The sequence below is a fragment of the Sphingobacterium prati genome (assembly GCF_013167215.1).
In the GTDB taxonomy this organism is placed as follows: domain Bacteria; phylum Bacteroidota; class Bacteroidia; order Sphingobacteriales; family Sphingobacteriaceae; genus Sphingobacterium; species Sphingobacterium prati.
This window is the reverse complement of the sequence record NZ_JABJWY010000032.1, coordinates 300208-308248: the sequence shown is the minus strand read 5'-3', so window position 1 is coordinate 308248 and position 8041 is coordinate 300208. Positions and strand designations below refer to the sequence as shown.

General features: G+C 40.8%; 5 protein-coding genes. All 5 read left to right on the top strand.

The window, feature by feature from the left end; translation table 11 throughout:
• Window positions 1–546, top strand: a 546-nt coding sequence (locus HPC41_RS09665) for an ABC transporter permease (RefSeq protein ID WP_172393109.1), incomplete at its 5' end; no start/stop codon positions are given.
• A gap of 47 nt (window positions 547–593) precedes the next feature.
• The gene (locus HPC41_RS09660) at window positions 594–2984 is read left to right on the top strand and encodes an ABC transporter permease (protein WP_172393802.1); all 2391 of its coding nucleotides are present in this window, start codon (window positions 594–596) and stop codon (window positions 2982–2984) included.
• A gap of 31 nt (window positions 2985–3015) precedes the next feature.
• A complete protein-coding gene (locus tag HPC41_RS09655; protein ID WP_172393801.1) occupies window positions 3016–5421 on the top strand; it encodes an ABC transporter permease in 2406 nt (801 codons plus the stop codon).
• 51 nt (window positions 5422–5472) lie between these two features.
• Complete coding sequence (locus HPC41_RS09650; RefSeq protein ID WP_172393800.1) at window positions 5473–5775, top strand: ABC transporter permease; 303 nt, start codon at window positions 5473–5475, stop codon at window positions 5773–5775.
• 20 nt (window positions 5776–5795) lie between these two features.
• Complete coding sequence (locus HPC41_RS09645) at window positions 5796–7853, top strand: ABC transporter permease (RefSeq protein ID WP_172393799.1); 2058 nt, start codon at window positions 5796–5798, stop codon at window positions 7851–7853.
• Window positions 7854–8041 lie beyond the last annotated feature (188 nt).

The following is an 8041-nucleotide window of genomic DNA, read 5'->3' as shown; positions in this document are numbered from 1 at the left end:
GCCTGGTTTACAACGATTCATTACCGATTGAATACGAACAATAATATCTCGGACAACCTGAAAACAATTGAATCAATCTTTAAAAAGTTCAATCCTGATTATCCCTTTGAGTACCAATTTATTGATAAGACTTACGAAGAAAAATTCAAAGAAACAAAAGCCATAGGCACACTGGCCATGGTCTTTGCCGGCTTGACCATCTTTATTTCCTGTCTTGGTCTGCTCGCTTTGATTGCATATATGGCTGAAACACGTATGAAAGAAATTGCGGTCCGCAAAGTCCTCGGAGCAAGTGTGACACAAGTAACTTCATTGCTGTCCGTAGACTTTATTAAATTAGTGCTTATTGCCATTCTGATAGCCTCACCGATCGCTTGGTGGGTAATGGATAAATGGTTGCAGAATTATAGCTACCGCATCCAGATTCAATGGTATTATTTCGTTATCGCGGGGTTAATGGCCATATTAATCAGTATGGCAACCATAAGCTATCAAGCCATTAAGGCAGGACTTAGCAATCCGGTCGATAGTCTTCGGGATGAATAAGCTGTTAGCCATAACGAATAGATTCAAATTTTAAAGCGAAGGAAACAATGAATACTTTTAAACTTACATTACGAAGCATTATTAAAAATAAGCAATATGCCTGGATAAATGTATTCGGTTTGAGCATTGGCTTAACACTTTGTCTTCTTGTGTTTGCACTCGTTGTTGAAGAAAACTCTTATGACAGAAGTTGGAAAAACGCGGATGATCTCTTTCGGGTTGTAGCCCTGGATTCAACCGCCGGACTAGAGCGCCAGATGTCTGAAACTTTTGTAAATCTAAGTTCTGAGCTAAAGCGACTATTTCCAGAGGTTCAGAATGAGACCTATATAGAATCAACAGATATCTATCTAAAAACAGCTATAGCATCAACACAGTCCATTGCAATACCCGCATTGGAAGCGGACCCAAACATACTGAACCTACTCGACATCAAGATCCTTGAAGGAAGCCCTAGTCAGCTCATTCAAGGAAAAACAAACCTGCTCGTTGACAGCGAATTCAAAGAAAAATACTTTAAAGGTGAAAATGTGATCGGGAAAGTGATCCAAAGTGCCGACCCATATTCCAATAAAACATACGATTATGTCATCACAGGGGTCATGGAGAAGCTTCCCTACAATTCCACCCTACGAACTTCGGCCATTGTGCTATTACCCAAACTGGCAATGGAACTGCAAAGAGATGGTTCAGGTTATTATAGACAGCAGTTTTTGCAGCTGAAATCCGGAACATCAATACCAGATTTTGAGAAAAAAATAAACAACTGGTATAAGGGATTTCTCAACCCAGGGGTCAAAAACACGACATCTTTTCGTCTACAGCCCATTCACGACATCTACATGGAACCGTTGAGAGATAACAAAATCAGCGGCAACTCAAAAACAACTAAAATATTTGTCGGTGTTGCTATCTTGGTATTGATCATCTCCTGTATCAATTTCATAAATATTTACGCCGTAAGAACAATTAAGAAATTAAAAAATCTGAATATACATAAAGTACTTGGAGCCAGCAGGAATCAAATAATCTCGCGCTTATTGTTGGAAACGGTATTGATCTTTTTTACCTCAGCTTTAATTAGCGTGATGTTCTTTAAAGTCTGTCTACCGCAACTTGAAAATTTTCTAGGATACGATCTCGCTTATACGAGATCCATCCAATCAATGTTACTTCCATGCTTTTTGATTATAACTGTCCTGTTGGGACTTTTGGTCGGGTTATATCCCGCTTGGTTAATCTCGAGGATTAAAAGTTCGGATGCGCTCAAAAACAAACTGTCAAAGGTTCCTAAAGGAGAAATATTGATCAAAAAAGTACTCATTTCAATTCAATTTAGCATTTCCATTGTCGTCCTCATCGGACTGATCACCATTAAATCACAGCTAACCTATATTCAGTCTTCGCCTTTGGGAATACAAGTAAAGAATATCCTCAATGCGACTTATTTTAATATGGGAATACATAGTACCGCTGTGAGAGAGGAGATCAGTCAACTTTCAGGAATTGAAGCTGTCAGCATCGCCGCCTGGACTCCAAGTCAAGGGTCTGGTTATATGGCAAAAACGATTGCCGACAAAAATAACCCAGAAAAAAATATCCAGGTGAGTTTTATCGGTGGGGATTCAAATTTGCCCAAGACATTGGGAATACAATTGATCAAGGGAAGACTGCTGACTCCCGAAGACTACGCGCATGTCGAAACTGACGAATCCAAAGATGAAGACAATATCAACAATGCCCTTATTACCGAAAGTACAGCAGAGCAACTCGGGATAGACAAACTCAATGTATTGTATAAAGATCTGCAAATTATTCCTGTGGGAATTGTCAAAGACTTCCACAGCGAGTCCTTTCACAAAAACAGGGTACCAACAGTCATCCTGGCCAAAGAATTCGACCACGGCAATATCCTGATGAAAGTTAAGGAAGGACAGGAACAGCAAACAATACAATTGGCCTTAAAAATTCTGCAAAATACCTATCCAAATAAACTAATTTCATTTAACTGGGTCGACGATTTAATAGCAAAGCAGTATGAAAAGGAAAACAAGCAAGTACAGTTATTTGTCCTATTCAGCGTATTGACCTTATTGATTTCCGCACTTGGTATCACTGGATTAATTATGCAAAGCCTTGAACAACGCACGAAAGAAATAGGTATCCGCAAAGTTTTGGGGGCTTCTGTTACGGATATTTCACATCTTTTTTCAAAAGACTATTTGATCTTGATTATCCTTTCCGTTTTAGTTGCTAGCCCAATAGCCTGGTATTTTTCCCACAAATGGCTCGAAGATTATGCCTATAAAATAGAAGTGCAATGGTGGTTCTTTATTACCGCCGGACTCTCACTTTTATTTGTCAGTATGATTACTGTAAATATTAAAACAATCCGGGCAGCGTTAGTCAACCCTGTCGATAGTTTACGGGATGAATAGTAGAAATATGAACAGCTAATACAATCCCATTATGATAAAGAATAATCTAAAAATAGCGTGGCGGAATCTAAGAAGAAATTCTTCCACCTCGATCATTAATATCACTGGGTTAGCCTTGGGTATTGCGATCTGCTTGCTGATAAGCCTATATGTGGCTGATGAGTTCAGTTTTGACCGGTTCAATACAAATGCAGATCGAATTGTACGTGTGGTCTTTCGCGGTACGGTAAAAGGGGGAACGATGAATGAGGCGCATGTTATGCCCCCTGTGGCAGCCACAATGAAAGCTGAATTAGCCGAAGTACAGGAAACAGCACGTTTGAGACAAGGTGGAGCCCCCTTATTTACCGTTGATGATAAGGTTTTTCGTGATGAACAGATGGCCTATGTGGATGCCTCCTTCTTTAAGATTTTCACCTTGCCTCTTATCAAAGGTGATGCGAATACTGCCGTGAAGATGCCCTATACGGCGGTCATATCTGAATCCATGGCACGCAAATATTTTGGAACAACAGACGTCGTAGGTCGGGATCTCGCCATAAAAGGTGACCAAAATATGCTAAAAATTACCGGAGTAATGAAGGATATTCCTAAAAACTCGCACTTCCATTTTGATATCTTCACCTCAATGGCGGCACTGGAAGACTCCCGTTCAAATTCCTGGATGACATCCGAGTACTATACCTATGCACTCCTTGCAGAAAATACTTCATTAAAAAGTCTAGAGAAAAACTTGGCAACCTTATTTGACAAACATGTCGGTGCTCAGTTTATGGCTGGATTCGGAATGAGCTATGAAGATTATAAAAAGTCGGGCAATACATTAGGTCTCTATTTGCAGCCCCTGACCGATATCCATCTGCATTCCAATTTTAGCTACGATCTAAGTCCATCCGGTGATATCCGGTATATCTATATTTTTAGTGCTATAGCGCTGTTTATGTTATTGATCGCGACGATCAATTTTATGAACCTATCAACGGCAAGTGGTTTCCGGAGAAGTCGTGAAGTAGGTGTACGGAAAGTACTCGGTGCTGACAAGCAAAGTCTGATCCGTCAGTTCCTATCTGAGGGCATTCTGCTGACCTATCTGGCATTGTTTCTGGCAGTTGGGATTGTTCTATTGGCTCTTCCTCTATTTAATCAATTATCGGGTAAATCCATTGCAATCCAGCAGCTCGATTTTGCCAAAATCATTCCCCTTTTGCTCGCATTCGGATTATTGGTCGGTCTATTTTCGAGTACTTATTCTGCTTTATACCTAGCTGCTTTCAACCCTTTAGTTGTATTAAAGGGACGTTTGTTGCGATCTACAAAACGGTTCAATCTCCGGAGCAGCCTTGTAGTCTTTCAGTTTATTATTTCTGTGGGGCTCATTTTCTGCACAGTGGTTGTCATCCGACAGCTCGATTATATGCGGAACATCAAATTAGGCTATGAAAAAGAGAATGTCATTGTGATCCAGACTTGGCCCTTGGGCGAAAACGAAAAAACTTACGTCAAGCTACTATCCGAAGACAGTCGTATCAAACATATCTCCCGCTCATCTTACTTACCCGCTGGAGAAACTAACAACAATAACTTTTTTGTCTATCCGGACGGAAATACCGAAAAATGGGTCAAAACACTCCGTTATGATGTAGACGAAGAATATATTGCTGCAATGGGTATGCAGCTTCATGAGGGGCGAAATTTTTCGAAAGCTTTTGGTAACGATACCTTATCCATTATCGTGAATGAAACCGCAGCAAGAGATCTAGGCTGGAAAGGGAAGAGTCTCGGCCATACACTGACCAATAAGGATAATAAAACCTATCGTGTCGTGGGTGTTGTCAAAGATTTCCATTTTAAATCGTTACACGACCCCATTTCACCCTTGGTCATGGTATTGGGCGATCAGGCTGGGAGTCTGATTGTCAAAACAGAGACAAAAGATACCGAGGCGCTGATTCAAAAGTTGAACGCTGAATACGACGCTTTCCCTTCCGATATTCCATTCAATTATTCTTTCCTCGATGAGCGCTATGCCCAAACCTATCAGGCCGAAGTCAAAACAGGAAAACTGTTGAGCATATTCGCCGGACTAACGATTTTTGTCGCTTGTCTGGGTTTATTTGGATTAGCTATTTTTACGGCAAACCAACGCCGGAAAGAAATAGGTATTCGTAAAGTCATCGGCGCATCCGTTCCGGGTATTACAGGGATGCTTTCGGCGGAATTTATCAAACTTGTCCTGATCGCTATCGTGATTTCTTCACCGATAGCCTGGTGGGCGATGCACAAATGGCTGGAAAATTTTGCTTACCGCATTGAAATGCAATGGTGGATGTTCGCTGTTGCAGGACTACTCGCCATACTGATCGCGCTATTGACGGTTAGTTCACAAGCCATCAAGGCAGCAATAGCAAATCCGGTCGATAGCCTGCGGGAGGAATGATCTCCAATACGACAAAAAAAATGATATTGTAAACGCAACACAATAAAAATTATGATCAAAACATATTTCAAATCAGCACTAAGGCAGTTGTTTAGACATAGCTATTATACTTTTCTAACAATCGCTGGATTAGGGTTAGCAATTGCCTGCAGTTTATTTATCTATAGTTATAACAGCTTCCAATATAGTTTTGATCAGTTTCATACCGATAAAGATCGCACCTTTCTGGTCGTACAGGATCTCAAACTAGAGCAGGTCGAGCATAGCAAAGGCGGATCCTATGCCATGTACAACGCTATTTCACGTGAAATTCCACAAGTGGAACGTACAGCATTATATATAATAAAGACCTGACGCTACGGATAGGGGACCAATTGTATAAAACGGAGGGCAAAGCCGCTTTTGTTTCATCGGAATATTTCAATACATTAAATTTCCCCTGGCTGGAGGGATCCCCAAAAGATCTGGATCAGCCTAATACCGTCGCATTGACCAAAACAATTGCCAAAACTTATTTTAATAACGATAACCCCTTGGGAAAAACGATCCTGGTCGACAGCAAATTCCCAGTAAAAGTTGTGGGTATCATCGATGACAACAACAAAAATTCAGACTTCCGTTCAGAAATCTATTTTTCCCTAAGTTCCGTGGCTACTTTGTGGCAGATCCCAAAAAATGATAAATTCTTCAACAATTGGGGTTATTCCAACTCAAACAATAACATCCTTGTCACCTTAAAAAACACCGCCGATAAAAATATGGTCGAGCAGGCCATACATGCACTTGTCGCAAAGTACTGGTCCAAAGATGCGCTACAAACATTCAGTTATAAACTCCTGCCATTGACAAACTTTCACTTTGACACAGACTATGGAAAAGGAACACAGCGTACATTGTTGGGTATCCTGGCAGCGATTGCCACCGGAGTCAGTATCATGGCTCTGGTCAATTACAGCAATATCACTTTCGCCGGACAAATGAACCGTAGTGTAGAAATGGGTGTGAGAAAGGTACTGGGTAGTTCCAAAAGGCAACTGTATATTCAGTTTCTGATCGAGACCCTGATCTTGACTGCCGGTGCTATTATTTTCGCCTTAGTTTTATTGCTGATCTTTTTTAATTGGGCAAATCAGGCTCTTTTCCCAAATGAACCCGTACAGATTGTCCACCCTTTGTCGTTTACTGCTATAATTGGCTTGATCTGGATTTCAACGAGCTTATTGACTTCTATCTATCCGCTCATCTTTGTCTGCCGGATGGACATTCATCAGGCACTGAAAAAGTTAACGATAGGCCCTTGGAGTTTTAGCCGCAAAACGCTTATTGTATTTCAGAATGTGATCGCCATGACGCTGCTGATCGCCACATTTACTATTGTCTTACAGGTAAATCATCTCAAAAATACAGATATAGGATTCAGCAGACAGCAAGTTATTCTACTTCCGTTCACAAAAGGAATGCTGCAATCAAAAGAGAAAATCGCTCATTTCATTAACAATAGAACTGATATCCAATCATACAGCTTTAGCGATAATCCGCCTTCATCCGAGAAAGTATGGGGTGGAACCATTCAGTTTGATAACAGAACAGAATGGGAAAAATGGCCGGCCCGATATGCTATCGGCGATTCTGCATACATCAACACATTCAATATCAAATTATTGGCAGGAAGAAATTTCAACGACAATCCGCAGAAACCTGAATTTCTGATCAATCAGAATATGGCTACCGCATTGGGCTTTAAAGATCCCAACGACATTATCGGCAAGTCTTTAAATGCCGGCGGACTGAATGAAGAACAAGCGGGAACAATTGTAGGTGTTGTTGCGGACTTCAGCACCAATTCACTGAACCAACCCATCTCGCCTACTGTAATTGGGTATAACGAAACGCGGTTAAAAAATGTAGCGATTAAACTGAAAGGTACCGATCATCAGCTGCTCGTGAAAGATCTGGAACAGCAATGGAAAAACTGGTATCCCGATGAAGTGTTCCAATACAAATTCTATGACCAGCAGATTGCTCAGCTCTACAAGAAAGAAGCATTACTGGAAAAGCTGATCTGGATCGCCGCTTTCGTAGCGATAAGCATCAGTATGCTTGGTTTTCTTGGATTACTTTCCATTAGCATTCTTAAACGAACAAAAGAAATCGGAATCCGGAAAGTGTTAGGTTCTTCGGTAACAGGTATTATTGTGTTGTTGTCACAAGATTTCTTCAAATGGATCACAATCGCCTTTGTACTTGCGACACCACTGGCTTATTATCTGATGAATCGCTGGTTGGACAATTTCCCATTTCGGATCAGTATGGGCTGGTGGATCTTTGCATCCGCTTTCTGTGTTGGCCTTATTTTAACGATTGCAGTGGTAGCCCTACAATCTATAAAAGCGGCTACAGCCAATCCTGTTGATAGTTTAAGGGATGAATAGAAAGGCACTATCAAACAAGTAGTAGCAATACTATTGATAGCCAAAGATATACCAATTTTACCTGTCTGGTTATTTGCTATCCCTTCGGGGAATCGATGAGATCAAGGTGTTCACGGGTGTACAATGACTGTCCGAAATCGGACAGTTTACGCTATAAAAGGACAACTTTAAAAAACTAACAATCAACA